This is a genomic window from Streptomyces sp. NPDC005803, assembly GCF_040630435.1.
GTDB lineage: Bacteria > Actinomycetota > Actinomycetes > Streptomycetales > Streptomycetaceae > Streptomyces.
In genome coordinates this window covers 209,475-236,413 of record NZ_JBEXXO010000003.1, presented here as the reverse complement: position 1 = coordinate 236,413, position 26,939 = coordinate 209,475, and the positions used below count along the sequence as shown (strand labels likewise).

Genomic DNA, 26,939 nt, shown 5'->3' with positions numbered 1-26,939 from the left:
TAGAGGAGTCCGTACTCGTTCTTGGTGTTCGTGAGCCAGGTGTTGAAGGCGCTTCGCGCCTGGCCGTTTCCCAGGCGGTTGTTCCGGATCTTCGTCACCGCGTCCGGGTCGAAGACTCTCGCTTCGAGGAAGTGGCTCCATGCCGAGGAGGTGGCGTCCAGGTCGCCGAGCGCCCATCCCTCCGTCCCCGCCGCCGCGGCCTTCTCGGTCAGGTCCCTGGAGAAGGCTCCGAACGTCGCCGCGTTCGCGTCCGGTCCGGCGACCGAGTCCTCCGCCAGGGTCGCGATGAACGAGTAGTGGGGCACGCTGCTGTCGTGCGGATGGCCGAGGTGCCCGGCCCGTGCGGCCGTGGCCTGCACGGCCGTGACCGCGGCCGACAGCGCGGCGTATTTCGCCTTGAACTTCCCGTTGAGGTGGGCGCTCTTACGGAAGGCCTTCGTGGTGGCGTCGTCGAGCGTCGAAGGGAGCGCCCGTGCGCGCGCCTCGAGCGACGTGGCGATCTGCGCGGCCGTGTTGTCCAGGGCGTTGAACACGTGGTCGCCCTGCGCGTGACCTCCCGCGGCGACGCGCTGGATCGCGGCGACCGACGGGCGGGCGTGCCCCGCGCCCGTGCCGGCCGCACTCCCGACGGCCCTCTGCACCTGCGGGACCGGCCCTGACATGACGCGGTGGGCGTTGGCCTCGGCCTCGCGTTCGAAGCGGTCGCCGGGGTCGCTGATCGCCAGCCCGTTGCCGTTGTCGGTGCCGGAGACGGCCCCTTGCCGTTGCTGGATCACGTGGGTGAGTTCGTGCGCGAGGGTGTGCTTGTCCCCGCCGCTGTCGCCGATGACGACATGGTTGCCGGACGTGTAGGCGCGGGCCCCGACCCCGGCGGCCGAGGCGCGGGCGGCACTGCCCTCGTGGATGCGGACCTCGGAGAAGTCCGCGCCCAGGCGGGACTCCATCTCCTCGCGCAGCGGGGCGCCGAGCGGCCTGCCGGACCGGGCCAGCACCTCGTGGACGGCGGACCGCTGGACCGGGGCGCCGGTCGCCGGGGTCTGCTGGTGGCCGCAGTCCGCTCCGTGCCGGTGCTGTGCGGACGCGTGCCCGGCCAGTTGCAGCATGTGCAGCACCGCGGCGTTCCCGACGCTGCGTTGCAGGGCCATGACGCCGTCGTGGTCCACCGGGGCCTGGACCCGCGGGGGCGGCTGTTTACGGGGGACCTGGTCAGGGCCTCGCTCGTGCAACAACGGAACGCCCCTTTCGACGACGACACAGACCCGTACGACGAAACACCCCGTGGGCGGTGTCCGGCAGGGGCGCGGGGGCAGGCCCCGGGCAGACCTGATGTCCGCACGGGCCTGGTCCCCCCGCCCGCAACGGCGGGGAGGACGCCTACAGGGCCCGCAACACCCTCGGACGCGGCGGCTCCGGCACCTTGCTCAGCAGGGCCGGCAGCTCCGTCAGGGCGTTGATGCGGAAGTCCACCGTGTCCACCACATCCGGGTGGTCCGCCCACCAGTAGCCGCAGGCGCCCCGCCGGATGTGCGCCGCCAGCAGCCCCGAGGACTTGGCCGGGAACAGGTCGCCCGCCGGGTGGTCGCCCACGTACAGCGTCGACCGCGCCTGCGAGCCGGCTGCCTCCAGGACCCGGGCGAAGAACTCCGGGTCCGGTTTGGCGACGCCCCACTCGTCCGAGGTGACCACCAGGTCCGCGGGCAGGTCCAGTGCCCGCAGCAGTTCCCCGGCCCGCACGGTCCCGTTGCCCGCGACGATCACCCGTACGCCCAGCGCCCGCAGCTCGGCCAGCGCCGGCCGGACGTCCGGGTAGAGGTCCGACTCGTCCAGGTGCTCGCCGCGCCCGGCGGCGGCGCGGGCCATCGAGGCCTCGGTGACGTCCATGTCGGGGCGCAGCAGGGTCAGCGCGTCGGCGCTGTCCCGCCCCTGGACGACCGCGGCCCCGACCAGCGCACTCAGCGTGTGCGGCGGGACGCCGAGCCAATTGGCCCAGGACGCCCAGTAGCGGTCGTCGCGGACGAGGGTCTCGCCGATGTCGAAAACGATCGTTTCCATCACCGGGCCGAGCCTACGGGTCGGGGGCCCGTGCGCGGCCGAGGCACCAGGGACGCGCGGGACCTGCGGGAGATCCGGCTGGTCATCAGGCGACTCCTCGCTCGTATGCTCGGTTCATGACCGATCCTCAGCGCGGACGCCCCACCACCAACGCCATGCGACGCGCTCTCAGGCGCGCCCGTGACGGAGTGGCCCTCGATGTGGCCGAGGCCGCCGTCCTGCTCCAGGCGCGCGGCGACGACCTGACGGATCTCGCCGCGTCCGCCGCCCGGGTGCGGGACGCGGGACTGGAGGCGGCGGGCCGGCCCGGCGTCATCACGTACTCCCGCAAGGTCTTCATCCCGCTGACCCGGCTCTGCCGCGACAGGTGCCACTACTGCACCTTCGTCACCGTGCCCGGCAAGCTCCGGCGCGAGGGGCACGGCATGTTCCTGTCCCCGGACGAGGTCCTCGCCATCGCCCGCGAGGGTGCGGCGATGGGGTGCAAGGAAGCGCTGTTCACCCTCGGCGACCGGCCGGAGGACCGCTGGCCCGAGGCGCGGGAGTGGCTGGAGGCGGAGGGGTACGACGACACCCTCGCGTACGTACGCGCCATGGCGATCCGCGTCCTCGAGGAGACCGGACTCCTCCCGCACCTCAACCCGGGCGTGCTGACCTGGACCGACCTCCAGCGCCTCAAGCCCGTCGCGCCCTCCATGGGCATGATGCTGGAGACGACCGCGACCCGCCTGTGGTCCGAGCCCGACGGCCCGCACCACGGCTCCCCGGACAAGGAGCCGGCCGTGCGGCTGCGGGTCCTGGAGGACGCGGGCCGGTCCAACGTCCCGTTCACCACCGGCATCCTCATCGGCATCGGCGAGTCGTACGAGGAGCGCGCCGACTCCCTCTTCGAGCTGCGCAGGACCGCCCGCGCCTACCACGGCATCCAGGAAGTCATCGTCCAGAACTTCCGCGCCAAGCCCGACACGGCGATGCGCGCCATGCCGGACGCGGAGCTGGAGGAACTGGCCGCGGCCATCGCCGTCGCCCGCCACATCCTCGGCCCGTCCGCCCGCATCCAGGCCCCGCCGAACCTCGTCGACGCGCAGTACGCGCTGATCGTCGGCGCGGGCATCGACGACTGGGGCGGCGTCTCCCCGCTCACCCCGGACCACGTGAACCCCGAGCGCCCCTGGCCGCACATCGACGAGCTCGCCGCGCGGACCGCCGAGGTGGGCTTCGACCTCCGCGAACGCCTCACCATCTACCCGGAGTTCATCCAGCGCGGCGAGCCCTGGCTCGACCCCAGGCTCCTCCCGCACGTCCGCGCCCTCGCCGACCCGGAGACCGGGCTCGCGAAGGAGGGGGCGATCCCCGTCGGCCTCCCCTGGCAGGAACCCGACGAGGAGTTCGGCGCCTCCGGCCGCACCGACCTGCACCGCACCATCGACACCGAGGGCCGCACCGGTGACCGGCGCGACGACTTCGACGAGGTGTACGGCGACTGGGAGGCGCTCCGCGAGGCCGCCGCTCCCGGCATGGTCCCCTCCCGCGTCGACACCGACGTGAAGGGCGCGCTCAGCCAGGCCGCCGCCGACCCGACGCGACTCACCGACGACCAGGCCCTCGCCCTGCTGCACGCGGACGGACCCGCCCTCGACGAGCTCTGCCGGATCGCGGACACCCTGCGCCGGGACGTGGTCGGGGACGACGTCACCTACATCGTCACGCGCAACATCAACTTCACCAACGTCTGCTACACCGGCTGCCGCTTCTGCGCCTTCGCCCAGCGGCGCACCGACGCCGACGCGTACACCCTCTCCCTGGACCAGGTGGCCGACCGGGCCGCGCAGGCGTGGGACGTCGGCGCGGTCGAGGTCTGCATGCAGGGCGGCATCCACCCGGACCTGCCCGGCACCGCGTACTTCGACATCGCGCGGGCGGTGAAGGAGCGCGTGCCCGGCATGCACGTGCACGCCTTCTCGCCGATGGAGGTCGTCAACGGCGCCACCCGCACCGGCCTGTCGATCCGCGACTGGCTGCTCGCCGCGAAGGAGGCGGGCCTCGGGTCGATCCCCGGCACGGCGGCGGAGATCCTGGACGACGAGGTCCGCTGGGTCCTCACCAAGGGCAAGCTGCCCACGGCGACCTGGCTCGAGGTCATCAGGACCGCCCACGAGGTGGGCCTGCGCTCGTCCTCCACGATGATGTACGGCCACGTCGACCAGCCCCGCCACTGGCTCGGCCACCTGCGGACCCTCGCCCGCCTCCAGCAGGAGACCGGCGGCTTCACGGAGTTCGTGACCCTCCCCTTCATCCACACCAACGCGCCCGTCTACCTGGCCGGCATCGCCCGCCCCGGCCCCACCGACCGTGACAACCGCGCCGTCACCGCGATGGCCCGACTCCTGCTCCACCCGCACATCACGAACATCCAGACGAGCTGGGTGAAGCTGGGCACGGACGGCGCGGCGGAGATGCTCCGCTCGGGCGCCAACGACCTGGGCGGAACGCTGATGGAGGAGACCATCTCCCGCATGGCCGGGTCGAGTTACGGCTCGTACAAGTCGGTGCAGGACCTGGTCGCGGTGGCCGAGGCGGCCGGCCGGCCGGCGAAGCCGCGTACGACCCTGTACGGCGAGGTCCCCGAGGAGCGGATCACGGCGGCGGCGGCCTCGGACGGGCATCTGCCGGATCTGCTGCCGGTGGTCCCGCAGTAGCGGGGCGGGAGCCGCTTCCGGAGCCGCGTGGCGGACTCCGGGCTCCGGAAGCGGTGGCCCTCAACTGCCCCGGCCAGGACGTCACTCACATGGGTGAGCTCTCTCTTCGGGCGGCCCCGGGCGATGCGTGCGGACATATGCTCCCGGCAAGGACGAACCCGGCGCTCGGGGGCACTTCGAGCGAGGGAAGACGCTGTCCACCGCTCTGCGGGACGTACCGGAAACCATCGCCGATCCCCTTGTCGAACTCACCGCACAAGGCCTGGGCAACCGCCCGGCCGCACAACAGTGGAGGAACCTGGTGGCCGTGGACCTCTCTTTCTACAAGTCCTTCATGGCAGAGGAAATCCGGGACGAGGGCCGTACGGAGGGCATTGCGCAGGGCATCCTCCTCTTCCTCGCGCAGGCGGGCGTCGATGTCTCGGACGAGGCACGCGAACGGATCACCACCTGCGGTGATCTGGACACCCTGAACCGCTGGCTCCTGCGCGCCCCCACCGCCAGGTCGACCGAGGACGTCTTCGCCGAGAAATAGACAGTGCCTCGGCCGGACGAGCCGGTGCTGCGGCTCGTACGGCACCGCCCCGCGACGGAACGGCTCGGCGCGGGGCGGACGCTCTGCGGGTGGCCGGCCGCCTCGGGCGGATCGGCAGGTCAGCCGAAGCGGTCGTGGTCGGCCAGCACGGCCTCGATGACCCGCAGTTCGTTGCCCGCTCGCACCCGGTCCGCGCCGATGAGCCCCGTCAGGTTCAGCAGCGCCTTCCACAGGGCCCAGCCCCGGGCCCGGGCCCAGGTGCCGTCGTCCTGGCCGACCGCGTGCCGGAACGCCTCCCGGCTTTCACCGGAGAACATCCCCCACGCGATGACCAGGTCGCAGGCCGGGTCGCCGACCCCCGACGTACCGAAGTCGATGACGGCGGACAGGTCGCCGCCGTCGACCAGCAGGTTGCCGGAGGCGATGTCGCCGTGGAACCACACGGGTTCCCCGTGCCACTCGGCGGTCAGGGCGGCGTCCCAGACCGCGCGGGCCCGGTCCGTGTCGACATGGCCCTCCGACGCGGCCAGACAGCGCCGGGTCTCCTCGTCGTAGTGGGCGGGAGACGCGCCCCGGTACCAGCTGTGCTCGCCGGCGAGCGGACCGCCCGTCGCGTCGCAGCCCTGGAGGGCGAGGACGAAGCCGGCCACCTGGACCGCGAACCGCGGGAGATCGCCGATGCGGCCCCGAGCCGCGGTCTCGCCCCGCAGCCAGCGCCGGACCGACCACGGATACGGATAGCCCTCGCCCGGCGCGCCCAGGGCGAGCACCGGGGGCACGGCGACCGGCAGCCCCGGAGCGAGGCGCGGCAGCCAGTGGTGCTCCTTCTCCACCGCGGGGACGTAACCGGCGGCCGTCGGGAGGCGTACCGTCATCGCGTCGCCGAGGCGGTAGGTGCGGTTGTCCCAGCCGTCGACCTCGACCGGGGTGACGGAAAGAGCGCTCCACTGCGGGAACTGAGCGGCGATCAGGCGCTTCACGAGTGCGGCGTCGATTCCGGCGCGACCGTCGGGACGGGAGGATGCCATCGTGCGATCATCGCGCGCGGTGCCCGGACGGCACAACGGAATTTGGCGCCGGCGCCCGTCGGGAGCGGGCCGTCGAGAAGCTCTCGGACGTCCTGCGGATCGCGCACGGCAGGGGCGGCCGGACGCAGCGGCAATCCCCGGAGATTGCCGCGCAAAACTGAACCGAACCAGCAACTTCGTACATACCGTTCCGCCCCCGTCGGCCCCCTCTCCGTTCGATTACAGTGCTGCGCAGTCACCGCGCAGTCGCACACGGGAGCGCACCGGCCGGAGACGGGGAGGGGCACGGGGTGAGCGCAGGGACCACAGCCGTCTGGGGCCGTGCCGAGCAGCAGGACTTCCGCAGCCGGGTACGCGGCGCACTGCTCGGCGGCGCCATCGGCGACGCGCTCGGCGCGGGGGTCAGCGGGCTCACGCTGGAGGAGATCCGCGAGGCCCACGGCGCCGACGCCGTCACCGGGTTCGTCCCCGCACACGGCGGACGCGGCTGCGTCACCGCCGTCACCCAGCTCACCCTGTTCACGGTCGACGGGCTCATCCGCGCCCAGGTGCGCCGCGACACCGGCGCCTGGCACCCGCCCACCGATGTGCACCAGGCCCATCTGCGGTGGGCCGCCACCCAGTACGACTGGGGGCCCGACGAGCGGCGCAAGGACAACGGCTGGCTCGCCGGGCAGGAGTGGCTCTACAGCCGCCGCGCGCCCACCCGGGAGTGCCTGGGCGGCTTCGGTGACACCGTCATGGGCACCCTCGACCGGCCCAAGAACCCCACCGCGCGCGACTCGGCCGCGCTCACCCGCTCCGCGCCGTTCGGACTGCTCGTCGGCTGGGAGCCGCAGCTCGTGCTCCAGCTGGCCGTCGAGTGCGCCGCCCAGACCCACGGCCACCCCACCGCCCTGCTCTCCGCGGGCGCCCTCGCCGTGATCGTGCACGGGCTGGCGCGCGGCGAGACGCTGGACGGTTCCGTGCAGCACGCCCTGGGGCTGCTTGCCGGGCGGCCGGGCCACGAACCCGTCACCGAGGCGCTCCAGCAGGCCCTCGGGACCGTGCGCCAGGGCATTCCGGGCCCCGCCCTCATCGAATCGCTGGGCGCCACGGACGCCGCCGAGGAGGTGCTCGCCGTGGCCGTGTACTGCGCCCTCGTCGGCGAGGACGTCCGGCACGGGCTGCGGCTGGCCGTGAACCACGGGGGGCCGTCCGCGGCCACCGGGGCCCTGTGCGGGGCGCTGCTCGGCGCGCTGCACGGCGAGACCGCGCTGCCGCCGGCCTGGCTCGCCGAACTGGAGGGGCGCGCCACCCTCCTCGAACTCGCCGACGACTTCGCCATGGAGATGACGCAGGGGCCCGCCCTGCACGGTCCGGCAGCCGCCGCCCCGGGCTGGCTGGCCCGTTATCCGCGCGGCTGACGTCTGGAAGCGGGCGGGGGCGGGGTCACGGAAGCCGCCGCATCCATGACCCCGCCCCTCACTTCCGTACAGCCGCAGGCGTCAGTCCTTCACGCCCTCCGCGACCGCCACGTCCTCGGGACCGCGCTGGACCGGCAGGGCCGCACCGGTCGCGGAGTCCCCGCCGTCCGAGTTGATCTGCTCGATGATCGCGTCGCGCTCCGGGGTGTCCTCCGGCTTGACGAAGCCGATGACGATGTAGAGCACCAGCGAGATCGCCAGCGGCAGCGCCACCTGGTACTGCAGGGCGACGCCCGTCTTCACCGAACCGTCGAAGTTGTAGTTGGTGAAGTAGAACGCCAGCAGGCCCGCCGCCCAGCTGGTGAGCGCCGCCGTCGGTCCCGACTTACGGAACCTGCGCAGCAGACCCAGCATGAACGGGATCGCGATCGGACCCATCAGGCCGGCGACCCACTTGATGACGACCGAGATGATGTCCTTGAACGTCGGCGAGTTGATCTGGGTCGCCAGCGCCATGGACAGGCCCAGGAAGCCGAGCGTGGAGAGGCGCGCGGCCAGCAGGCCGGCCCGGTTGCTCCAGTTGCGGGCCGCCTTGGAGAAGACCGGGGCGATGTCGCGGGTGAAGACCGCCGAGATGGCGTTGGCGTCCGAGGAGCACATGGCCATCGTGTGCGAGAAAAAGCCGACGACGACCAGGCCCAGCAGACCGTGCGGAAGCAGCTGCTCGGTCATCAGCGCGTAGCTGTCGGAGGCGTCCGGCTTCTGCGCGTGGACGAGCAGCGGGGCGCACCACATCGGGAAGAAGAGGACCGTCGGCCAGACCAGCCACAGGATGGCGGAGAGCCGCGCCGAGCGGGTCGCGGAGGCGGCGGAGTCCGTGGCCATGTAGCGCTGGGCCTGGTTCCACATGCCGCCGTTGTACTCGAAGGTCTTGATGAAGAGGTACGCCAGCAGGAAGGTCACGGTGTACGGACCGGCCGTCGGGTCCGTGTGGCCCTCGGGCAGCTTGTCCCAGACGGTCCACAGGGTGCTGAAGCCGTCGAGCTTGCTCATCGCGGTGACGAGCATCGCGATGCCGGCGAACAGCTGGATGACGAACTGCCCCAGCTCGGTGAGCGCGTCGGCCCACAGACCGCCGACCGTGCAGTAGACGGCGGTGATGATGCCGGTGATGAAGATGCCCTGGGTCAGGGTGATGCCCGTGAAGACGGAGAGCAGGGTGGCGATGGCCGCCCACTTGGCGCCCACGTCCACGATCTTCAGCAGCAGACCGGACCAGGCGAGCGCCTGCTGGGTCTGGATGTTGTAGCGGTTCTTCAGGTATTCGAGGGGCGAGGCGACGTGCAGCCGGGAGCGCAGCCGGTTGAGCCGGGGCGCGAAGAGCTTGGCGCCGATCCCGATGCCGATGGCGATGGGGAGCGACCACGTCACGAAGGACGTGACGCCGTACTGGTACGCGATGCCGGCGTAGCCGGTGAACATCACGGCGCTGTAGCCGGACATGTGGTGCGAGATGCCGGACAGCCACCACGGCATCTTGCCGCCGGCCGTGAAGAAGTCGCTGACGTTGTCCACACGCTTGTGGGACCAGAGCCCGATCGCGATCATCACGCCGAAGTAGCCGATGAGCACGACCCAGTCGAGACTGTTCATGTGCCCCCTCCTGGGGTCCGCCTTGTGAACGGGTACGCACTTCGTCAGTACGGCCGCTCAGCGGGGCCCCCGTGCGGGAGCGGGGACATCGGGGATTGAACCGCCTGTTCGGTACCTCGGTCAAGGTTTTCGGCGGTCAGGGATGTGAACACGGATCAGTTAGTCGAACGTTTTTACCTGTTCTTGACCCACGAAGGCGTTGTCGTGAGCGTGACGGCGGCCACACGATGAGCGGGCACTTCGTCAGGCTGTGCAGAGAGATCAGAGAACGTCCAGGAGCGCCGAAGAGCACAAGAAAGACCGCACGGGATGCGGGTCCCGTGCGGCCGAGAAGGAGGAGGACCGACCTTGCCGAACTCCCCGCGGAGCGCGCCCGGGCGTCAGCGCATCAGCTCCCCGGCGTTGACCAGCAGGGACTGCCCGGTGATCGCCCGAGCCCGGTCGGAGGCCAGGAAGACGGCCGCCTCCGCCACATCGCCGTCCGTGGCCAGCTCCGGAAGCGCCATGCGCTCCGTCAGCCTCCCCAGCACCTCGGCCTCGGGCACCTGCTCGGTGTGGGCGGTGAACCGCACGTAGGCCTGCACCGGCGGCCCCCACATCCAGCCCGGCAGCACGGTGTTCACCCGGATCCGGTGCGGTCCGAACTCCCACGCCATGGAGTACATCGCCGAGGTGAGCGCACCCTTGGAGGCCGCGTACGCCGCCTGCCGCACCTGGGACGGCGCCGCCACCGCGGACTGCGTGCCGATGACGACGACCGAGCCGCCCCGCTCCTTGAGGGCGGGCAGGCAGGCGCGCGTCATCCGCAGGGTGCCGAGCAGATTGACGTCGACGACCGCCTTCCAGGTGTCCAGGTCGGCATCCTCGACGCCGCCGAAGTAGCTGTCCCAGGCGGCGACATGGACCACCGCGTCGATCCGCCCGAACCGTTCGACGGCCAGCGCCGCGAGCGCCTCGCACTGGGCCTCGTCGGTGATGTCGGTGGCCAGGTGCGCGGTGTGCCGCCCCTCCGGGTCGATCTCGGCGGCCGACTTCGCGAGATTGGCCGCGGTGCGCGCCCCGAGCACCGCGTCACCGCCGTCGCGCACGACCGTGGCCGCGATCCGGTGCCCGAGCCCGGCGCCCACCCCGGACACGATGACGGTCTTTCCGGCGAGCAACATCGGCGCCTCCCGGCTCTGGCAGTTCGTCTGACGGGGCGTCAGAGTAGGTCCCTCCGGCGGAGTACGGAAGGGGAACGGCATGAGCGAGGGAACGCGGGGCGAGGAAGCGCGGGACGGCGGGACGCGGGGCGAGGAAGCGCGCGAGGGCCGAACGCGGGGCGAGCGGGCACGGGACGGCGGGACGCGGAGCGGGACGTACGCGGAGCTGGCCGCGCTGGGGCCGTACGGAGTCCACCCCGGCCACGCGCTGATCACCATGGTGGAACCGCACCCGGGGCACGAGTTCGCGTACAACCGCTGGTACGAGGACGACCACTACTACGCCGGTGCGATGGCGATGCCCTGGATGTTCGCCGGCCGGCGCTGGGTGGCCACCCGGGAGCTCCAGGAGCTTCGGTACCCGGACAAGTCCGCGATCGCCCAGCCGGTCACCGCCGGCTGCTACCTGTCCACGTACTGGGTGACGGACGGACGCTACGACGACCACATGAAGTGGACCGTCGGCATCAACAAGCGGCTGAACCGGGACGGCCGGGTCTACCAGGACCGGACCCACGTCTTCACGGCGTTCCAGGACCATGAGGCGACGGTCTACCGGGACGGGGCCGCGGGGCCCCGGGACTTCCACGCCCTCGACCATCCGTACCGCGGACTGGTCCTGGAGGTGATCGACGCCGAAGGGCCCGCCGAGCGGGCCGAGTTGCTGGAGTGGCTGCGTGCCCGGCATCTGCCGGGGCGGCTGAGCGGGTCGCCCGCCGCGATGGTGACCGTCTTCCGGCCCACGCCGTTGCCGGGGGACCGGATGACCTATGTGAAGCAGGTCGAGGGCGTCGACACCCGGCTGACCCTGCTCTGGTTCCTCCAGGAGGATCCGCGAGCGTGCTGGGCGGAGCGTTTCGCCGGGCTCGACGCGGCGGTCTCGGAGTCGGGACTGGGGCGGGTGGAGCTGGTGGCGCCGTTCGTCCCGACCGTGCCGGGTACGGACCGGTACGTGGATCAGCTGCGCTGAACCGGACGACGCGGGGCGCCGTGCGGTGGTACCGGGTCCCAAAAACGCGCGGGGAGCCCTCTCGGCCAGGACGGCGAACCGGACGAGAGGGCTACCGGCAGCACCTGAATCGGTGCGGCGACGCGGCCTAAGGGAAACACCGGTCAGGCGTCGACGGAGCCCTTGGCGACATCGCGCACGAACGCGTTCCAGGTGCCGGGGACGAAGGTGAGCGAAGGGCCCTCGGGGGCCTTCGAGTCACGTACGGCAATCGCCTGCACAAGAGGGGACCTGACTTCGACGCAGGCGCCGTTGCCCCCGGAATACGACGACTTCGTCCAGTTTTCCGTAGCACCCTGACGAATGGCCATGTTCACTCCGGTTCAGAGAGTTGGTGAGCGCCAGCGGATTTCCCGTTGGCGTGATCGACGCTACTCGCCAAGCGCGCCCGATGAAGGGGCCGTTCACTCGACCGGATGGTATGAACCAGGCAGGTCTTCCCTTACGAGGTGGCGACGGTGTACCGTGCCGTCGCCCCACTCGTGACATCACTTTATTCCGTGCATAACGGACGGGGCGGGCTGGCTGGTTTACGGCCCCGTGCAGCGGGAGTTCACGCCGTCTTCAGGCGCGTGTACTCCTTCGCGATCCCGTCGATGAAATGCCGGCTGTGCTCCACGTTCAGCGCCTGCGCCCGCAGGTGTTCGTACATGACGCTGTACCTCTGCACGTCGTTCGCCTTCTCCAGGTAGAGGTCGCTGGTGACGCCCTCGATATAGACCACACTGGAATCCGCGGCGTCCGGGAATTCCAGAATGGCGTACTGGCCGCTGATGCCCGGGTGTGCTCCCATGTCGAAGGGCAGCACCTGGACGGTCACGTGCGGCAGGTGCGACAGCTCCACCAGACGCTCCAGCTGCTCGATCATCACCTGCTTGCCGCCCACCAGCCGGCGCAGCGCGGACTCGTCGATGACCGCCCACAGCCGCAGGGGGTGTTCGGTGGCGGTGATCCGGTCCTGGCGGCGCGAACGGACGCTGACACGCTTGTCGATGTCCGACTGCGGAGCCTCCGGCAGCGCGCCGTTGATCAGCGCCTCGGCGTACTGCCGGGTCTGCAACAGGCCGGGGATCACCTGGGGTTCGTACACCCGCAGCGACTCGGCGTCGGTCTCCAGGCCGATGTAGACGCTGTACGGGATGTCGCCGAAGGCGTGCCACCAGCCCTGCTGGCGGGAGTCCTTGGCCATCTGCATGAGCGAGTCGACGATCCGGTGGTCCTCGACCTCGTAGACCCCGCAGAGATCGCGTACGTCGCGCTGGCTGATGGAGCGGCGGCCGTTCTCCAGGCGGCTGATCTTGGACTGCGAGACCAGCAGCCGCTCCGCGACCTCCTCGGCCGTCATGCCCTTGAGCTCGCGCAGTCGGCGCAATTCCTGACCCAACCGGCGTCGCCTGACGGTGGGATTGACGTTGGACGGCACGGAAACGGCACCTCCGGCTATGTAGCTGTGCGTATCTACTGCTCAGCAGATTGCCACCCGGGCCCCCGGCCGCGCTGGGAAACGGCCACACGCAGCGGCGCGGGGCAGCCGGTGGTACCGGCTGCCCCGCGCTTGGTGCGGCTCCCGAACCGGGTCTTGGGGACGACGGCGCGGCGGTATTCGGTTGGTGCGGTGGTGCCTTGCGGTGCACGTGGTGCTGGGTGGTGCGGATGCTGCGTCGACGCCTGTGCGGCCCTGGTCCTAGTGGGCCGCGGTGTGCGCCATGCTGTCGCGGCGTGACTGCGACTGCACTTGCTGTTGCAACGGAACGCCGGCCGCCTGGTTGCGGCGCGGTTGTGCGACCGCCCCGTTCTGGACGTCCATCACGGCGTGCGCCACGAGGCCGCCCATCGGGTCGTGTCTGATCAGGTCCCGGAGCCGGGAGCGCGAGGAGCGCCCCTCGTTCCCGGGGTACAGGTGCTTGCCGAGTCCGACCGCGTGGGCCAGTGCGGCGAGCGCCGCGGTCCGCGGGTCCGGCGGTACGCCGGTGCGGATCGCACTGTCCAGCCGGGCCCTGATGTCCCGGCTGATCGCCGTGTCCGTCGCCTGGTAGCGAGTCGTCGGCAGCACTCCGCACATCTGGCCCGCCACGGCATGCACCATGCCGCACCGCTCCAGATGAGCGAGGTAAATCTGGCGGAGCCCCAGCCGGGGTCCGCCGATCCAGTGGACGGCCCGGACCGGGCTGCCGCGTCTGCGCAGCAGTTCCAGTGCGGAGTCCAGAGTCGGATCTCCTGTCGGCCGTGGCATCACCACGGCGATACGATCCCCATCAGGGGCTATCCGTCCTGCCAGAGCCAGCTCTACTAGCTGGGCTCCGGCGAGGCCGAGGTCGAGCGACTGCGGCTGCGCTGTGGTACCCGTGGTCGGGTCCAGAGCGAGCAGCAGAAGCTCCTCCGGAATTGTTCTGCGGCTCCTGCCCATCCATGCCTCCCCGCGTGGATGAGTGACAGGGTGACCCCTCTCACATCTGTCTGTCGAGAGCGCCTGGGTGCTTTGGATGGGAACCAGTAGGTATGTCGTTCTCGTCTAGCAGCCCGGCCAAGGGTTCACACGGGACACTGGTAGATGGTTCGGACAGCGCGGGGATGTCCCCGCGCCGCATGGAGGAGGCATCGGTGGCGGGCGAGTCCCCCGACAAGTCGGAGCAGCAGAAGTCGTCGGGAACGACTCGGAGCGAGGCCGATCCGCGCCTTGCCGTGTTCCGTGAACCCGCCTCTCCGGCGGATGCCGGAAGCGGTGCGGACACGGCGACGGCGGTTTTCCGTACGCCCCGGCCCGGGCCGGAGGCGCCGGACGCCGACGACCGGGCTGTGGACGAGGCGGACGGCGAGGCACCGGCGGGCGCCGCTGCCGGCGCCACCGCTGACGCCGGAGCGGAGTCCGGGGCCGAGCCCGAGGCTGCTGACGTCGATGACGCGGCTGAGGGTGCCGACGCCGGCGCGCGTGCCGAACGGGACGCGGACGGCGAGGGCGACGCCGCCGACGACGCCGCGGAAGCGGATGAGGTGACTCCTGCGGAGCCCGAGGCCGCTGGAGACGTCGAAGGGGCCGCTGAGGCCTCGGAAGGCGCTGAGAGCCCGGCCACGGCCCCCGAGGCCGGTACGGGCCCTGCGAAGGCGTCCGAGGAGCCCGCAGAGGGCGTGGAGCCGACGGAGGGCGCCGAGCCCGAGGAGGACGATGCGCGGCTGCGTGACGCCGTCGCCGCATGGGTGTCCACGGACGGGGACGGCGACGGGGAGAGCGCCGCGCCCGGTCCCGACGCTGACGCGCCCGCTCCTGACGCCGCTGCCGCGGAGTCCGGGGAGGGTGACGTACCGGCCGGAGACGAGGCGGCCGACAACAAGGCAGCCGTGGACGAGACGCCGGCCGAAGCCGCCGCGTCGAAGGACGCCCCCGCCGACGAGGACACCACCGTCGGCGACCCGGCCGCCGACTCGGCTGCCGAAGAGACCTCCACCGACGCGGACTCCACCGACGCGGACTCCGCCGAGGAGACCTCCGCCGACGAGACCTCCGGAGGCGCCGCGCCGGACAGCGCTGCCGGGGCGCGCGTTCCCCGGACCCGCGAGGAGTCCGGCGAGAAGGCGGTGCTCGCCGGTGACGCGGGCGGCATCGATCAGGCGACGGCCGTCTTCAAGGCGCCCAGGCTGCCGCGCGTCGACCAGCCGACGACGGCGCTGAAGATCACCCCGCCACCGGCGGAATCCAAGCCCAAGCCCAAGCCGGAGACCGAGTCCCGGCCGGAGTCCCCTGCCGAGCGGACCAGCAAGTTCGTACCGCTGCGCGCGGACGACGTGCGGCCGGCCCCCGCACCCCGCACGCCGGAGACCCCCGCTCCCGTGCCGGTGCCGCCCGGCGCCGGTCAGCAGCCGTCCGCCGCCTCGCTCAGCGGTGCCGAGCGGACCCGGCAGCAGCCGATGCCGCCCCGGCCGCCGCTCGACCTGCTGGCGGAGCTGACGAACACCCCGCCGCCGCCGGAGACCCCGGTCCGCACGGCCGTGCGCCGGGTCAAGATCTGGACACCGCTGGTCATCCTGCTGCTCATCGCGTTTGCGATCGTGCAGATGGTGCGCCCGCTGCCGACGCCCGCACTCACGATGACGGCGGAGCCGGCGTACACCTTCAAGGGCGGCGACCTGAACCTCTCCTGGCCGGAGCAGGGCCAGTCGGCGATCACCGTGGACGGTGTCGGCTCCTTCGGTTCGGCGGGGGCGCAGAAGCCGGCGCCCATCGCCAGCGTCGCCAAGATCATGACGGCGTACGTGATCCTCAAGGAACACCCGATCACCGGCAAGGAGCAGGGCGAGAAGATCACCGTCGACCAGCAGGCGGAGGACGAGTCCAAGGCCGAGGACGAGTCCACCGCGCCGATCAGCAAGGGCCAGCAGTTCACCGAGAAGCAGATGCTGCAGCTCCTGATGATCCCGTCCGGGAACAACGCCGCGCGCCTCTTCGCCCGCTGGGACTCGTCCGAGACCGAGTTCATCGGGAAGATGAACGCGGCCGCCAAGGACCTCGGCATGTCGGGCACCACGTACACGGACCCGAGCGGGCTGAAGAAGACGACGGTCTCCACCGCCGCCGACCAGCTCAAACTGGCCAAGGCCGTGATGCAGAACGAGATCTTCCGGGAGATCGTCGACACCCCCCAGATCGACATCCCGGGCGTCGACGGGACGATCTACAACAACAACACGATCCTGCTGAAGCCGGGCGTGAGCGGCATCAAGACCGGCTCCTCCACGCCGGCCGGCGGCAACCTGGTCTGGTCCGCCAACACGGTCGTGGACGGCAAGAAGCTCTGGATCTACGGCGCGGTCATGGGACAGCAGGCGGGCACCGGTCAGCCGTACGACAGTCTGGCGATGTCGCTGGACAACAGCCTCAAGCTGATCGAGGAGGCGCAGAAGGCCGTGACGTCCGCCACCGTCGTCAAGAAGGGCGACGTCGTCGGATACGTCGACGACGGCTTCGGCGGCCACACCCCGCTGGTCGCGACCGCCGACCTCAAGGCGAAGGGCTGGCCGGGTCTCAAGGTCGAGCTGTCCGTGCAGGGCAACGGCGAGGAGATCTCGCGCAGCATGACGGCGGGCACGAAGGTCGGCGTGGTGACCGTGGGGACGGGCCCCGGCAAGGTCAGCGCCCCGGTCGCCCTCCAGCAGGATCTGCGGGACCCGGGCTTCGGCCAGAAGCTGACCCGGATCGGCTGACCCTCACACCGGCGCCGGGGGCGCCCCGCGGGACCGGCCTCCCGCGGGGACCCCTCCGGCGCCGGGCTCCGACGGCCGTGGCTGCCGCGTCCGGCGCGCCCGCGCCGCCCGGCGGCCGCGGGGGGACGGTGCTCACCGGGGGTGCGAGGTACTTCACGGGCCCTTCCGGGGCGGCGGCGGGAGTGTGCGTGTTAGCGTCCCGGGGGCAACGCGTGGACCCTGGGACGCGTCTTTCCGCCCATGACACCCGAGCAGGCAAGCCGGCGGTTCCAACGCGTCCGGGAAGGGACGGGGAGAGTCGCAGTGACCACGGCCGAGCCGACACGGGCGAGCAGCACCGCTTCCGCGAGCTCCGCGGGCGGGGCGGACGGAGCGGGCGGTCCGGACGGGACGCCCCGGTTCGCCGAGGGGTTCGGCGGCCTCAAGCAGCGCTGCCTGGAACACCCGGTGCTGCTGACGACCGCGGTCGCGGCGGCCGTCCACATGCTGTGGTTCCTCTTCTTCGCCAACAGCGGCGGCGACATCGCCGCCCAGGACGCCTGGGCCGAGTTCGTCGGCCGGCACCCCGGGACCGCGTACAACCTGGCCTGGTACGGGGGCATGCACCCCGTCTCGTACAGCGTCGTCTCGCCGTATCTGATGTCGCTGCTCGGTGTCCGTACGACGATGATGATCGCCGGGACGGTCTCGGCGGGGCTGACCTCGCTGATCCTGTACCGGGTGAAGGCGGTCCGCAATCCGCTGGCCTGCTCGCTCGCGGGTGTCTTCGCGTATCTGTGCAACGCGCTGTCGGGCCGGGTGACGTTCGGGCTCGGCATGATGTTCGCCGTCGGCGCGGCGGCGGCGGTGTTCTGCTGGCCCCACCGCTGGCGGTACAAGCGCTGGGCGAAGGCGGCCGTCGCCGCACCCCTCGCGGCGCTCGCGACGGCGGGCAGCCCCGTGGCCGGGCTCTTCCTCGGGGTGGTCGCGGCCGCGCTGTTCCTGAACAAACGGCGCCCCGGCGCGTACGCCCTGGGGCTGGCGCCCGTCGCGGTGGTGGCGTTGTCCGCGTGGCTGTTCCCCTTCTCCGGCACGCAGCCGATGTCGATCGCGACGCTCTCGCTGCCGTTCGTCTTCGCCTGGCTCGTCTTCTTCCTGGTCCCCGGCGACTGGAAGACGGTGCGCACCGCGGCCGCCGTGTACGGCACGGGCACGCTGCTGACGTATGTGATCGACTCGCAGATCGGCTCGAACGTCTCGCGGATGGCGATGCTGTTCGCCGGTGTGGTGCTGCTCGCCGCGCTGCCGTACACGGTGCCGCGCTCCCGTAAGTGGTACGCGCTGGTCATCGCGTTCGCCGGCCTGAACTTCTGGATCGGGTTCAAGGGCATCGACGACATCGTCCGGACCGCGCCCACCGCGTCCTGGGCGCGGGAACTGGCTCCGCTGGTCGACCAGCTCCAGAAGGTGGGGGCCGACCGGGGCCGGGTCGAGGTGGTTCCGCCGAGCAGCCACCGGGAGGCGGCCGCGATGCTGCCGTACGTCAATCTGGCCCGCGGCTGGAACCGGCAGGCCGACATGGAGCGCAACCCGCTCTTCTACGACGACACCCTGAACCCCGTCAACTACCGGGAGTGGCTCGACCGCTGGGCCGTCCACTACGTGGTGCTGCCGACGGGCGACCCGGACTCCAGCGGCGCCGTCCAGGAGGCGGAGCTGGTCGCCAAGGGGCAGCCCTACCTCAAGGCGATCTGGTCGGACGCCAACTGGCGGCTCTTCGCGGTCGACAGCCCCGTGCCGATGGCCGATCCGCCGGCGACGGTGGACGAGGCCGGTGCCGGGGAGCTGACCATCCACGTGAAGGAGGCGGGCCGGGTGCTGATCCGTATCCCGTACTCGCGCTGGCTCGCCGTCGTGGACGAGGAGGGCAAGGGCGTGGAGCGGCCGCAGGAGACCGAGGCGTCCAAGCAGCGCGTGGACGAGGACACCCCGAGGTCCTTCGTCAACACCAACGGCTGTCTGATCAAGCTGGACGAGGACGAGCACGGCGACGAGTGGACGGAACTGCTGGCCCCGCGCCCCGGCGTGTACCGGCTGGGCGCGCCCTACCAGCTGTCGCCCGGGACGCCGTGCCCGGACGAACTCCGCTGAGGACTGTCGCCTGATCCCCGGCGGTGCGGGGCCCCGGGGAGCAATTCCGTGCGATCTCTCCCTGCGGGGGTGCGGCCCTGGCAGGGTGTGCTGCCATGAGGTGCCAACAGTGCGGCGGCGAACGACGTGGTGCGCTGCCCGGTATGAGCTGTCCCGACTGCGCGTCCGTGCAGCGGGCCGGCAGCGGTGACGGGGCGTGGATCGCCCGGGAGACGCTCACGGGCCGGATCTCCACCCTGCCGGGGAGCCGTAAGGCCTGGCTGGCGGCCGGGGTGGTGGTGCTGACGGGCTCCCTGGTCACGGCGGTGTCGCTCATCGCGTCGGCGGGCGGCGAGACCCGTACCGGGGCGGTCGGCCGCGCGGGCGGCGGGGCCGGCGAGCGGGTGGGCGGCGCCCCCACCCGGATCAGCCCCCCGACCGCCGGACCGGACGCCCCCGGGGCCGCGTCCTCGCCGGCCGCCACACCGTCGGGGTCCGAGGGTGCGACGCCCACACCCCCCGCCCCCTCGGGGCAGCCCGGTTACCGCTACACCGCGTGGGCGGGCCCCGGCTGCTCGACGGGGGAGTACCGCGAGGGCGGACGCTTCGAGAACGGTGACGCGGGCTGGTACACGGTGGCCTCGGGCGGTTTCCACGGCGGCACGTGCGACGGCCGGTTCAGCGCCGTCCCGATGTCCGGCAGCCCGGACGAGGACCGCGGCAACACCGCCACCTGGTCCTGGCACCTGGGACCCGGCTACCGGGAGTGCGCGCTGACCGTCTTCGTCCCGCGCTCGGACCGCGACCGCGACGTCGCCGGGAACCCCACGGTCTACCGGGTGCTCTCCGACCCCGCGGACGCGGACTCGGCCTACACGGGCTTCGCCGTACGCCAGACCGTGCACCGGGGCAGCGCGGTCGACGTGGACAGCTACCCGGTCAAGGGCGACACCTTCGCGGTCCGACTGGTCGACCGGGGCCGGGACTGGGGCAGTACGCAGCTGGTGGGCGCGCATCACGCGGCGGCGCAGCTGAGGGCCTCCTGCCGCTGAGGGGCCGTCCGCCGGGTGGGGGGATACTGCCTCGATGGACACATCGAGGGCAGCATGGCGCAACACGACGCACGACTGGGCGGGCGTCGTCGATCTCGGTCATCTCGAAGGCATCCGGCGCGACCCCGCCGCGTACGCCCCCGGGGGCGCCGCGCACCTGATCCTCGAAGTCCTCGCGTACGCCGCCGACGAGGCGGAGAGCAACGGCGGAGGGCACGCCCTCGTCACGCTGCACCCCGACGGTTCGGTGTCCGTGGCGGACGACGGGCGGGGCACCGACACCCGCCGCGACGAGCGGGGCGAGGTCGTGAAGAAGCCGGTCATGGCCACGAAGGACCTGAGGTTCTTCGACCTCCCCGAAGCCCCGACGCTTCCCGACGGGCACCCGCGGCGGGGCATGTCCGTCGTCGCGGCCCTCAGCGAGCACCTCGTCCACACCAACCGCCGCCGCAACGGCTCCTGGACCCAGCGCTACGAGCACGGCGTTCCCGTGACCGGTCTGGATCCGGTCGACGACGACGGCACGACGGGGACGCTGGTCCGCTTCCGTCCCGCCGGACCCCTGCGTGCGGGGGCCCGCCCGGCGGCGGCCGAGCTGGTGCGGTGGGCCGCGTCGTGGCAGGACCTGACCGTCGAGGTCGACGACCGGCGCCACGGCTGACGCCCGCGCGCGTCCGCGGCGGCCCGTAGCGTCACGCGCACCGGGCCCGGCCGTCGTCGCGCCGGTACACCGTGATCCGCCGGCCGCGTTCGGTGAAGCCGCGCGCGCCGCCGCCGGCCGGCAGGCGGAAGCGGTGCGTTGCCCGTGCCCGCTGCCAGGCGCTAATGCACCTCGATGCCGTACTCCTGGACCAGTTCCTCCAAGCCGCCTCGGTATCCCTTGCCTCCGGTGACGAACTCCCAGTCGCCGTTCGCCCGGCGGCGGAAGGAGCCCAGGACGAGGGCGGTCTCGCCGCTGCGGCCGTCCGAGACGTCCAACTGGTCGAGTGGGCTTCCCTCGGAGTCCAGCAGGCGGATGCCGGCGTCGGCGAACCCGGACAGGTCGGCCGCGGGGTCGGCGACGGGATCCACCGCGGCGATGACGACGAGCCGGTCGGCCCGCGCCGGCAGGGAGTCGAAGGAGACATGGAGGGCGGCTCTGTCCGGCGCGACGGGGACGAGCGCGCGGACCGTGCCGTCCGGTGTGCGGGGGTTGTTGAAGAAGACGAAGTGGTCGTCGTCCAGGACCCGGTTGCCGTGGCAGACGAGCGCGCACACGTCCAGGGCGACGTCGCCCGACCAGTACATGCCCAGCATGTTGTGGTCGTCCGCACCGCTCGCGGCGTCCGGCGCCGTCCGCTGGGCGGGAACGGGGCGTTCTCCGCTGCCGAGCCGCCCGCGCAGCCCGTGGCGGTGCAGCAGGTCCACCAGCTCGGGGCCTGCCACCAGTTCCAGTGGTTTGCCGTGGGCGAACGTGTGCGAACCCGGACCGAACCCGGACGTCGTCACCAGCACACCCTTGTTGGCGCCGGCGTCCTGAACGGTGCCGTACAGGTCGCGGACCGCTGTCGGGGGCACGGTGTTGCGGTAGCGCTTGACCTGGACGACGATCTTGCCGCCGCGAATGGGGGCCGGGTCGAGCGCGTCGACGTCCACGCCGCCGTCGTTCGAGCGCTGCGTGGTCACCGCCTGCATGCCCATGGCCCGGAACAGGTCGGCGACCAGCGCTTCGAAGGCGAGGGGATCCATCTCGTACAGATCCGGCTCCTCGTCACCTCCGTGGGTGACGACGCTGTTGCCGACCTCTTCGGGACGCCGGCCGGGCCGCACGGGGGCGTACTGGTCGGGACGGGACGACAACTGTCCCCGGAGGCCGTCCACCAGGCAGTTGACCGCGTTGACCTGTTCCAGGTGCAGGGCGGCGAACGTCGCGCGGGAAGCCATCACCGTGCCGAGGAACATGGGCGCACGCCTGCCGGTCGCCGGGTCGTGATCGTCCACGAACCCGTTCAACGCGACCGACTCCAGCGCGCCGAACTCGTCGGCCGCGAAAAGATCGCGCAGGACCAGCAGGAGGCACTGGGCGAGCACGTCCCGGTACAGGGCGCGGCGCTGCGTGACCGGCCGGGGCGACTCCTTCTCCTGATCGGCGTTGATCAGGTAGCGCACCGACTTCGCCTCCGGGACGACGTCGTACGTGGGCAGCTCCCAGTTCAGGACCAACTGCCGTGCCCCGGAGTCGTATGCGGCGGACACCTGACGGGGCAGGTCCTCCGGCCAGCCGGTCGAGGCGTAGAGGGCGGCCGAGAAGTACTCCACCGCCGCCTCGGCATCTCCGTCGCGCAGCCCCCTCGTCATCTCGGCGGTGCCGGCGTTGTGCCGGCGGATCCCGGCCAACTGGGCGTCCGCCCACTGCTGGTACTGGAGCTGGTAGGTGGCCAGCTGGTGCCGGCGCTGCGCCTCGGCGGCCTGCGCGGCCTGCCAGTCGTGCTCGAACCTGGACCGGGCCTCCGCCTGTGCCTGAGCACGCCGGGCGGCCGTCCAGCCGCCGCCTTGCGGCTGGTACCGGTACTCGTTCGGGTCCGGCATCGGGACGGGGTGCGCGAGCTGTCCCGGGGAGAAGGCCTCGACCCGTTCCTCCCGCGTGAGGGCCGTGGCCCTGAACGCCGGGGCGCGGCATCCCGCCGCCAGCAGGCCTCGCAGCGACTCGACCCGTGCGTCGAGTTCCGCCGTGCGCCGCCGGGCCTCCGCCTCCCGCTGCTCCCGGTAGGCCGCCTTCTGTTCCCGGACGCTGCGCGCGAGATCTCGCTGGTAGGCGCGTTGTTGCCTCTCCTGGTCCCGTTGGTGTCTGGCTTGCGCCTCACGTTGACGTTGCTGTTGGCGCTGGGCTTCAGCCCAGACACCGACCAACCCATCGGAGCGACGGCTCATGCTCTACAGGCCCTCCCCACCAGCGACCCGGCGTACGCGCACGGACCCTGGCCCCCTAACCAGCAGTGATGAGGTGACTTTAGTGGGCAACCGCACGCATGCTCACGCCCTTTGCCCCAGATGCCCTCCACTTCGGTCTCCGCCCTTGCGCACCCCGCGAGGGCCGGGCAGGGGCGGTTCTCGCCGCCGGACCCTGGCCGGCCGTCAGCCGCCGGTCAACTGCGCGACGGCCTTGAGGACCCGGCCCGCGCCGTCCTCGGTCGCCATGTGCTGGGCGGCTCCCGCTGCGGCTCGTGCGTACGTCTGCTGCCGCACGACCCGGTCGAGTGAGCCGGCGAGTCGTTCGGCGGTCAAGGACGCGAAAGGCAACGGGTCGGCGGCGGCGCCGAGGGCGGCGAGCCGTCCGGCCCAGAACGGCTGGTCGGCCGTGACGGGCACGGTGACCGCGGGAACCCCGGCGCGCAACGCGGCGGCCGACGTGCCGGCCCCGGCGTGGTGGACCACCGCCGCCAGCCGCGGGAACAGCAGGGCGTGCGGTACGTCCCCGATGGTGAGCACGTCGTCGCCGTCCGCCGCGAGCCCCGCACGGCCGGCCTGGAGGATGCCGCGCAGCCCGGCGCGGCGCAGGGCCCGTACGGCGATCTCGCTCAGCCGCTCCCCGTCGCCGGCCGCCATGCTGCCGAAGCCGATGAGGACGGGCCGGGGACCGGCGCCGAGGAAGTCCTCCAGGTCCGCCGGCAGCCGTTCGGCGTCGTCGTGAGGGGGCCACCAGTTGCCCACCACGTCCAGGCCGGGGCGCCAGTCGGAAGGGCGGGGCACCAGTGCCGTGCTGAAGCCGTGCAGGACGGGCCACCTCGCCCGCTCCTGCCGTCGGCGCATGCCGGGAGCGGAGACGGGAGGCAGCCCGAGGCGGCGGCGCAGCTCCGTCACCGCCTGCGCGTAGACGCGGTCGGCCATGCGCAGCGCGAAGCGCCCGGCCAGGCGGTTGGCGGGCCGGCCCAGGGAACGGGAGCCCGTGACGACGGGCGGGAAGTCGCCGGTCGGCGCGGTGGGCTGGAGGTACACGCCGAGGCTCGGTGTGCCGGTGGCCTCGGCGAGGTGCCAGCCGAGCGGGGCCGTGGTGGCAGACAGCAGGAGCAGATCCGTGCCGTCGGTCATCGCGTCGGCGAACCCCTGGCCGAGTGCCGTGACGAACGCGGCGGCGGTACGCATCAGCTCGCGCTTGCCCGTCACGCCACCGCGCCCCCGTGGATCGGCGGGGAGACCGCGGAACTCCACCCCGGCGTCGCGTACGAGCGGCGCGAAGGCGTCCGTGGTGGCGAGGGCGACGTCGTGCCCGGCCCGCCGGAGTTCGGCGCCCAGCCCCGTGTACGGCGCGACGTCCCCGCGCGATCCGGCCGCTGCGATCAGGATGTTCACCGGTGCTCCTCGACGTCGGTACGGCTCTCCGTGCGGCGGGCGGCGTTGGCGTGGACCGCCTTGCACGTGTAGGCGGCCAGCCCCGGGCGTTGCTGCGAGGGCGGTACGACCAGGGCGAAGGCGCGCGGGTCGCCGAGGAAGTCGTCCGCGATGCGCCGGTGCATGTCGGGCGGGCAGGAGGTGAACCAGCGCGAGATGTGGATGCGGTGTTCCTCGGCGAGGTCCATGGCCCGCTCGCCGTCGCTCGGCTCCCCCTCGTCGAAGGCCGCGAGCAGCTCCGCGCGCCAGGCGGTGGCCTCCCGCATGAGCCGGCGCCAGTCCTCCTTGGTGTGGGCGGCGGCGCGCGCCATCGCCTCGCGCTGTCCCTCCGTGTGCGCCCACTTGCGTTCCGCCTCGGTGGCGTAACTCAGGTCGAAGGTGATCTCGCCGAAGACCTCGAAGCGCTCCTCCGGTGTCAGGGTGACCCCGGTTTCCTGGACCTCGATGGCCCGCTCGGCCACCTCGGCCAGCTGACGCAGCCTGGCGATCTCCTCGCTCAGCTGCCGTTGCCGGGCGCGCAGGTGTTCCAGGGCGTTCGCCTGCGGATCCTCGAAGATCGTGGCGATCTCGTCGAGGGAGAAGCCGAGCTCGCGGTAGAAGAGGATCTGTTGGAGACGGACCAGGTCGGCGTCACCGTAGAGCCGGTAGCCCGCGTGGCTGCGGCCGCTGGGCGACAGCAGCCCCGCCTTGTCGTAGTGGTGCAGCGTGCGCACGGTGACCCCGGCGAATGCCGAGACCTGTCCCACGGAGTAGCTCACGCCCTTCCCCTTTCGTCAGACACCGCTTCAGCTTCACGCCTGACGTAAGGGGAGGGTCAACCGGTGGGGGACGGACCCGGGGCGCTGCGCGGTTCCCGGGCTCAGGGGCGTGGGCTAGTGACTGGTGAGTTCGCCCGTGAGCTTGCCGTGCAGATCGGCGCTGGGGTCGTTCAGGCCGATGATCTCCACCGTCTTGCCGCGCTCGGCGTATTTGGTCTCGATGGCGTCCAGGGCGGCCACCGACGAGGCGTCCCAGACGTGCGCGGCGGACAGATCGATGACGACCTTCTCCGGGTCGCCGGCGTAGTCGAACTGGCCGACGAGGTCATTGGACGAGGCGAAGAAGAGTTCGCCGGTGACCGCGTAGACGACGCGCCCCCCGTCGGGGTCGGTGACGGCGCTGACGTTCGCAAGGTGGGCGACGCGCTTGGCGAAGATGACCATCGCCGTGACCGAGCCGACGACGACGCCGATGGCGAGGTTGCTGGTGGCGACCACGCAGGCGACGGTGATGACCATGACGGTGATCTCGCCGGCGGGCATGCGCCGGAGGGTCCTGGGGGCGATGGAGTGCCAGTCGAAGGTGCCGAAGGAGACCAGCACCATCACCGCGACCAGCGCGGCCATCGGGATGTCGGAGACGACTGGACCGAAGACGATGCACAGCACCATGAGGAAGGCGCCGGCCAGGAAGGTGGACAGGCGGGTGCGGGCGCCGGAGACCTTCACGTTGATCATGGTCTGGCCGATCATGGCGCAGCCGCCCATGCCGCCGAAGAAGCCGGTGACGATGTTGGCGATGCCCTGTCCGATGGACTCGCGGGTCTTGGAGGAGTGGGTGTCGGTGATGTCGTCGACCAGCTTGGCGGTCATCAGCGACTCCATCAGGCCGACCAGCGCCATGGCGAGGGCGTAGGGGGCGATGGTGGTCAGGGTGTCCAGGGTGAACGGCACGTCCGGCAGGCCCGGCGTCGGCAGGGATGAGGGCAGGTCGCCCTTGTCACCGACGGTCGGCACCGCGATCCCGGCGGCGACGGTGATCACGGTGAGGACGACGATGGAGACGAGGGGGGCCGGGATGACCTTGGTGACCTTCGGGAAGAACACCATCAGGGCGAGGCCGCCGATGATCAGCGGGTAGACGGCCCAGGGCACGTCATGCATCTCCGGGACCTGGGCCATGAAGATCAGGATCGCCAGGGAGTTGACGAAGCCGACCATCACGCTGCGCGGGACGAACCGCATCAGCTTGGCCACGCCGAGGGACCCGAGCGCGATCTGGAAGGCGCCGGCCAGGATCACGGTCGCGATGAGGTACCCGAAGCCGTGCTCGCGGTTCAGGGGTGCGATCACCAGGGCGACAGCGCCGGTCGCGGCGGAGATCATCGCCCGCCGGCCGCCGACGATCGAGATCGTCACGGCCATGGTGAACGAGGCGAACAGGCCGATCGCCGGGTCGACCCCGGCGATGATCGAGAACGAGATCGCCTCGGGGATCAGCGCGAGAGCGACGACGAGGCCCGCGAGGACCTCGGTGCGCCAGACCTTCGGATCGTTCAGCCAGTCGGGGCGCAGGCCGCGCAGCCGCGCGGCGGGAGACACAACGGAAGAGGACAAGGGAGAAGAAACCTGTCGGGCTCGGGCACGCCCCGCTCCGGGGGAGGCGGACGTGCGCGGGAGGACGCGGAGAGGCCCGGTCGGCACCCCGCGGATGACCCGCCGGAGGCGGGCCGGACGTGCGTGGGGACGGAGCGCGGGGCGGTGCCGAAGCACGCGTCCGGACGCGCTCACGTCCTGGCGCGAGAAGTCATGGCGGGCAGGGGGCGGCGGTGGGCGTCAGGGGCTCGCGCACGCTCTCTCCTGCGAAAATCG

General features: G+C 71.9%; 19 protein-coding genes and 1 pseudogene. 8 read left to right on the top strand and 12 right to left on the bottom strand.

The features are described from left to right. Positions 1 to 659: 659 nt before the first annotated feature. Positions 660 to 1,145 (bottom strand): annotated as a pseudogene (locus tag ABZ454_RS06425) (DUF4157 domain-containing protein); the annotation flags it as partial. Between the two features lie 229 nt (positions 1,146 to 1,374). After that, a complete protein-coding gene (locus tag ABZ454_RS06420; protein WP_356313339.1) occupies positions 1,375 to 2,052 on the bottom strand; it encodes an HAD family hydrolase in 678 nt (225 codons plus the stop codon). A 116-nt stretch (positions 2,053 to 2,168) separates the two neighbouring features. Between ABZ454_RS06420 and ABZ454_RS06415 the strand changes: the two genes are divergently transcribed. Continuing rightward, entirely contained in the window at positions 2,169 to 4,751 is a 2,583-nt protein-coding gene (locus ABZ454_RS06415; protein WP_359536329.1) for a bifunctional FO biosynthesis protein CofGH, read from the top strand. 127 nt (positions 4,752 to 4,878) lie between these two features. Next, a complete protein-coding gene (locus ABZ454_RS06410; protein WP_359536328.1) occupies positions 4,879 to 5,286 on the top strand; it encodes a hypothetical protein in 408 nt (135 codons plus the stop codon). Between the two features lie 119 nt (positions 5,287 to 5,405). On the opposite strand, the gene ABZ454_RS06405 is transcribed toward ABZ454_RS06410, so the two are convergent. After that, a complete protein-coding gene (locus tag ABZ454_RS06405) occupies positions 5,406 to 6,314 on the bottom strand; it encodes an aminoglycoside phosphotransferase family protein (protein ID WP_359536327.1) in 909 nt (302 codons plus the stop codon). Positions 6,315 to 6,604: 290 nt separating this feature from the next. On the opposite strand from ABZ454_RS06405, the gene ABZ454_RS06400 reads away from it, so the two are divergent. Further along, a complete protein-coding gene (locus ABZ454_RS06400) occupies positions 6,605 to 7,720 on the top strand; it encodes an ADP-ribosylglycohydrolase family protein (RefSeq protein WP_359536326.1) in 1,116 nt (371 codons plus the stop codon). 81 nt (positions 7,721 to 7,801) lie between these two features. Here ABZ454_RS06400 and ABZ454_RS06395 read toward each other — a convergent pair whose 3' ends face one another. Together ABZ454_RS06395 and ABZ454_RS06390 are read right to left on the bottom strand one after the other, a co-directional pair. Beyond that, the gene (locus tag ABZ454_RS06395) at positions 7,802 to 9,373 is read right to left on the bottom strand and encodes a sodium:solute symporter family protein (RefSeq protein WP_356313320.1); all 1,572 of its coding nucleotides are present in this window, start codon (positions 9,371 to 9,373) and stop codon (positions 7,802 to 7,804) included. A gap of 380 nt (positions 9,374 to 9,753) precedes the next feature. Continuing rightward, positions 9,754 to 10,536, bottom strand: a complete 783-nt coding sequence (locus ABZ454_RS06390; RefSeq protein WP_356313317.1) for an SDR family oxidoreductase — start codon at positions 10,534 to 10,536, stop codon at positions 9,754 to 9,756. A 79-nt stretch (positions 10,537 to 10,615) separates the two neighbouring features. Between ABZ454_RS06390 and ABZ454_RS06385 the strand changes: the two genes are divergently transcribed. Continuing rightward, entirely contained in the window at positions 10,616 to 11,545 is a 930-nt protein-coding gene (locus ABZ454_RS06385; RefSeq protein ID WP_359536325.1) for a hypothetical protein, read from the top strand. A 143-nt stretch (positions 11,546 to 11,688) separates the two neighbouring features. Here ABZ454_RS06385 and ABZ454_RS06380 read toward each other — a convergent pair whose 3' ends face one another. From ABZ454_RS06380 to ABZ454_RS06370, 3 genes are all read right to left on the bottom strand, one after another. Beyond that, the gene (locus tag ABZ454_RS06380) at positions 11,689 to 11,895 is read right to left on the bottom strand and encodes a DUF397 domain-containing protein (RefSeq protein WP_356313297.1); all 207 of its coding nucleotides are present in this window, start codon (positions 11,893 to 11,895) and stop codon (positions 11,689 to 11,691) included. A gap of 242 nt (positions 11,896 to 12,137) precedes the next feature. Next, positions 12,138 to 13,007, bottom strand: a complete 870-nt coding sequence (locus tag ABZ454_RS06375; RefSeq protein WP_356313292.1) for a helix-turn-helix transcriptional regulator — start codon at positions 13,005 to 13,007, stop codon at positions 12,138 to 12,140. Between the two features lie 261 nt (positions 13,008 to 13,268). Then, entirely contained in the window at positions 13,269 to 13,991 is a 723-nt protein-coding gene (locus ABZ454_RS06370; protein ID WP_356313289.1) for a GPP34 family phosphoprotein, read from the bottom strand. Between the two features lie 179 nt (positions 13,992 to 14,170). On the opposite strand from ABZ454_RS06370, the gene ABZ454_RS06365 reads away from it, so the two are divergent. From ABZ454_RS06365 to ABZ454_RS06350, 4 genes are all read left to right on the top strand, one after another. Next, the gene (locus tag ABZ454_RS06365) at positions 14,171 to 16,780 is read left to right on the top strand and encodes a serine hydrolase (protein ID WP_359536324.1); all 2,610 of its coding nucleotides are present in this window, start codon (positions 14,171 to 14,173) and stop codon (positions 16,778 to 16,780) included. 303 nt (positions 16,781 to 17,083) lie between these two features. Further along, a complete protein-coding gene (locus tag ABZ454_RS06360) occupies positions 17,084 to 18,910 on the top strand; it encodes an MFS transporter (protein WP_359536323.1) in 1,827 nt (608 codons plus the stop codon). A gap of 143 nt (positions 18,911 to 19,053) precedes the next feature. Next, entirely contained in the window at positions 19,054 to 19,941 is an 888-nt protein-coding gene (locus ABZ454_RS06355; protein ID WP_359536322.1) for an adhesin, read from the top strand. 34 nt (positions 19,942 to 19,975) lie between these two features. Then, positions 19,976 to 20,602, top strand: a complete 627-nt coding sequence (locus ABZ454_RS06350; RefSeq protein ID WP_359536321.1) for an ATP-binding protein — start codon at positions 19,976 to 19,978, stop codon at positions 20,600 to 20,602. A gap of 161 nt (positions 20,603 to 20,763) precedes the next feature. Here the strand turns inward: ABZ454_RS06350 and ABZ454_RS06345 are convergent, their stop codons facing one another. The 4 genes from ABZ454_RS06345 to ABZ454_RS06330 form a co-directional block, all read right to left on the bottom strand. Beyond that, positions 20,764 to 22,851 carry a restriction endonuclease gene (locus ABZ454_RS06345; RefSeq protein ID WP_359536320.1) on the bottom strand — a complete coding sequence of 696 codons (2,088 nt, stop codon included), beginning with the start codon at positions 22,849 to 22,851 and terminating at the stop codon, positions 20,764 to 20,766. Positions 22,852 to 23,055: 204 nt separating this feature from the next. Beyond that, entirely contained in the window at positions 23,056 to 24,270 is a 1,215-nt protein-coding gene (locus tag ABZ454_RS06340) for a glycosyltransferase (RefSeq protein WP_359536319.1), read from the bottom strand. After that, the gene (locus tag ABZ454_RS06335) at positions 24,267 to 25,067 is read right to left on the bottom strand and encodes a MerR family transcriptional regulator (RefSeq protein ID WP_356313270.1); all 801 of its coding nucleotides are present in this window, start codon (positions 25,065 to 25,067) and stop codon (positions 24,267 to 24,269) included. Before ABZ454_RS06335 ends, ABZ454_RS06340 begins: the two co-directional genes overlap by 4 nt. A 114-nt stretch (positions 25,068 to 25,181) precedes the next feature. Further along, positions 25,182 to 26,684, bottom strand: coding sequence for a SulP family inorganic anion transporter (locus ABZ454_RS06330; RefSeq protein ID WP_359536318.1), 1,503 nt, complete (start codon positions 26,682 to 26,684; stop codon positions 25,182 to 25,184). Positions 26,685 to 26,939: the final 255 nt, after the last annotated feature.

Bases quoted from the DNA above. Each gene is read 5' to 3' on its own strand.
- ABZ454_RS06370 (WP_356313289.1), bottom strand. From the start codon at position 13,991: ATGGGCAGGAGCCGCAGAACAATTCCGGAGGAGCTTCTGCTGCTCGCT.
- ABZ454_RS06345 (WP_359536320.1), bottom strand. From the start codon at position 22,851: ATGAGCCGTCGCTCCGATGGGTTGGTCGGTGTCTGGGCTGAAGCCCAG.
- ABZ454_RS06385 (WP_359536325.1), top strand. From the start codon at position 10,616: ATGAGCGAGGGAACGCGGGGCGAGGAAGCGCGGGACGGCGGGACGCGG.
- ABZ454_RS06365 (WP_359536324.1), top strand. From the start codon at position 14,171: ATGGAGGAGGCATCGGTGGCGGGCGAGTCCCCCGACAAGTCGGAGCAG.
- ABZ454_RS06395 (WP_356313320.1), bottom strand. From the start codon at position 9,373: ATGAACAGTCTCGACTGGGTCGTGCTCATCGGCTACTTCGGCGTGATG.
- ABZ454_RS06390 (WP_356313317.1), bottom strand. From the start codon at position 10,536: ATGTTGCTCGCCGGAAAGACCGTCATCGTGTCCGGGGTGGGCGCCGGG.
- ABZ454_RS06355 (WP_359536322.1), top strand. From the start codon at position 19,054: ATGAGCTGTCCCGACTGCGCGTCCGTGCAGCGGGCCGGCAGCGGTGAC.
- ABZ454_RS06350 (WP_359536321.1), top strand. From the start codon at position 19,976: ATGGACACATCGAGGGCAGCATGGCGCAACACGACGCACGACTGGGCG.
- ABZ454_RS06405 (WP_359536327.1), bottom strand. From the start codon at position 6,314: ATGGCATCCTCCCGTCCCGACGGTCGCGCCGGAATCGACGCCGCACTC.
- ABZ454_RS06415 (WP_359536329.1), top strand. From the start codon at position 2,169: ATGACCGATCCTCAGCGCGGACGCCCCACCACCAACGCCATGCGACGC.
- ABZ454_RS06420 (WP_356313339.1), bottom strand. From the start codon at position 2,052: ATGGAAACGATCGTTTTCGACATCGGCGAGACCCTCGTCCGCGACGAC.
- ABZ454_RS06380 (WP_356313297.1), bottom strand. From the start codon at position 11,895: ATGGCCATTCGTCAGGGTGCTACGGAAAACTGGACGAAGTCGTCGTAT.